Origin of the sequence: Sphingorhabdus sp., assembly GCF_023910635.1 — a bacterium.
GTDB lineage: Bacteria > Pseudomonadota > Alphaproteobacteria > Sphingomonadales > Sphingomonadaceae > Sphingorhabdus_B.
The window spans coordinates 1-2,684 of sequence record NZ_JAAVVZ010000061.1 but is presented as its reverse complement, the minus strand read 5'-3'; the positions used below and the strand labels follow the sequence as shown (position 1 = coordinate 2,684).

Below are 2,684 nucleotides of genomic sequence, written 5' to 3'. Positions count from 1 at the left end.
TCCCAATGCAGGAAGTTGGCGTCAACGCCGATAGTAACAGCCTTCATCAGTGGCGCGAACGCTGGATCATCATCCACGTCGATTTTAGAACGCAAATTTCCAATTCGACCATAACACATGTCCAACACCGCATCCGGTTTGCCCAGCCCCTGATCAAGCATTACGTCGAGCGCCATTCCTTGGCGTTTTAGTTTGAACGCGAGATCCTGCAATCGACCTGCTTCCACAGGGTCAGACGTCCGCCACGATTCCTTGTCGTATTTCTTTGCAAGCTTGAGCGCGTCGTCTGCCGAACCTTCTATCCAACGATAGCCCTGCACCAGCGAGAAATAGCGTTCGAGCGGTTTGATCTTCTCTCGCGCCTCATCGAAGTTTCGCGCCGACTCGTGGACTTCGCCAATATCGGCATCCGTAAGTTCTTCGACCTGTGCCATTCCCATGATGGCTTGTTCGGCAGTGGTCAATTCGTCGCCGGTAAATAGCCCGCCCCGTTCCAGCCGGTCCATTCCCGACGACACCCACTCCCCGAACAGGCTGTCACCGCACCGCAGATGGTGGTCCAGAAACGACAATGGCGCACCCACAGTAAAGGTGTGCAGCCATAACGACAGTTTTGCCAATTCCACCGCCATCGGGTTTTTATCGACGCCATGAATGACCCGTTTCAGGATGATGCGCCGCACGAGCTGTCGGTCGATCAACTGGCTATCGTCGACATGCCAATTATTTTCGGCGGCATTGGACTTTATCCGGTTCCGAATATCCTCCAGCCGCCCCAGCAGTTTCGACCTGTAATCGCCAAACTCCACGAGCGCGGCAGATTGCGTCGTCGCCAACATGACCTGATCGGCGAGATAATCGACCAGACTAACCAGAAAATGCCCCGACCCCATTGCCGGGTCACAAATGCGAAGCGTCAGGAACTCGGTAGCTGGGTCATGTTCTTGCAGCCTTGCAAGCGGATATTCCGCATTTTCCTTGGCTTGTTTTGTCCGCTTTACTTCATCTACGGCATCTTCGAAAATCTTGCGCTTTTCTTCAAGCAACGGCCCAACAGTCCGACGGATGACGAGCATCACCAATTCTTCGGGCGTGTAATAACTACCGCTGGTTTTGCGTGCGAAAGTTTGTGGTCGTGCAGCAATTTCGCCGTCAACTAAAGCCAGATCGAACTCAAGCAACCTTTCATAAACCGATCCCAAGTGGCGTACATTAAGGTCACGATAGTTTATCATCCGCCGCCGCTCGCCAAAAGTTTCGCGAGACATGGCGTCGAGCAACGGCGCAAAATCTTCGTCGGGCAATTCGGCTCGGGCAAGCAATGCCGATCGTTCCGTTTTGAACAAACCGCCATTGTAAGGTGGAACGCCAATACCCTTATCACCGATATCGATCCGTCGCCACAGCCGCCGCAGGTCGCTATCGAATTCCGACAGGCTACTAAATTGGTCTTTACGGTCGACAGCCTCGGCCACTGCTCGCCGGATGGTTTTCAAACCCTCGCGCCTTGGTCCGGTCGGAAGCAAGCTTCGATCTTCGGCGTAAAGCACGAACAACAGACGGTAGAGCCACGTCAACGCCGCTTCGCGCAACTCCGAAAGATAGCCTTCGGCGGGCATATCGGGCTTTAACGGATCAGCCATCCACAGCGCATTCGCCAGTTTCGGGAAAACCGTATCGAAAACCGTCTTTGCCAATTGGTCGGTAACGCGCGCCTCGAAACTTCGGCTGTCGCTAACCGCACGGGTTAATCGCGTCGCTCCGCCGATATCGGGCACAAATGCTTGACGTGCGAAAAGCCACAGGAACTGGCGCAGTATGTGATCTGCGCGTCCGGCATCGTCGGGTTTGTCGGGTTTTTCCGCAGGGACAACTAGCCCGACCGCCTCTTTCAGGTCGATCTCGACGAAACCTTCCAGCCGGGAACTCGCTTTATGATCGTATAGCCGCCAGTAGCGGCCATTGGTTAGGATACCAAAGCGGATATTACCGTTCGACGGACCATCGGCATTGCCCAGATAGCGCAGCATTTGCGTTGACGGTGCACCTGCCTGTCCGGGCTCGGCACGGTCTAACGGCGCATTCCAGCGTTTGGCTTCGACTATTGAAACGCCGAGGCGATAGCGCGCGGCGGGACTTTTTTCCTTTGTCGCGGCCGCCTTGGCATCTGCGTCAAGATATAACAGATAATCGGGAACGTCGTGACGGCCTTTATCGGCGATGCGTTCCTGAACGGAGAACTCCCAGCCGAGCAGCATTAGCAAAGGCCGGATGAAGTCGGTTTCAGTATTACCCTCATCCGGCTGGTGCCGGGCGTCAAAGTCTTCGATCCCCGCTAAAATTAGCGCCCGGGTTTTATCGAGTTTGTCGGCGTCAATGCTTTGCCAGTCTCTTGATTGGACGATCCCTTCGTCCATAAAATACTGACTGAATAATGCACCTTCGCTCATAATACCCTTCTGCCTTTATGAACGACGTCAAGCAAGCGTAGATCGAGCGTATCGAACTTTGTGATCCCCGCTAGGTTAGCAAGAACCACCCAAACAACTGCATCAACCCCAAAACAGCTTCGCTTTGGGTTAAGCCCGCTTATCCGGATCAACATGAAGCCAATCGGCATGGCGCGGGGCTTTTTTGGTCTCGCTCCATTCCTGAAGCATCAACGGCGCGACGCGTTTTAATTC

2 pseudogenes are annotated in these 2,684 nt (G+C 54.3%); both read right to left on the bottom strand.

Annotation, left to right across the window (positions count from 1 at the left end):
• Positions 1–2,450, bottom strand: a pseudogene (locus HEQ34_RS14080) (hypothetical protein); the annotation flags it as partial.
• 129 nt (positions 2,451–2,579) lie between these two features.
• Positions 2,580–2,684: pseudogene (locus HEQ34_RS14075) on the bottom strand (VOC family protein); the annotation flags it as partial.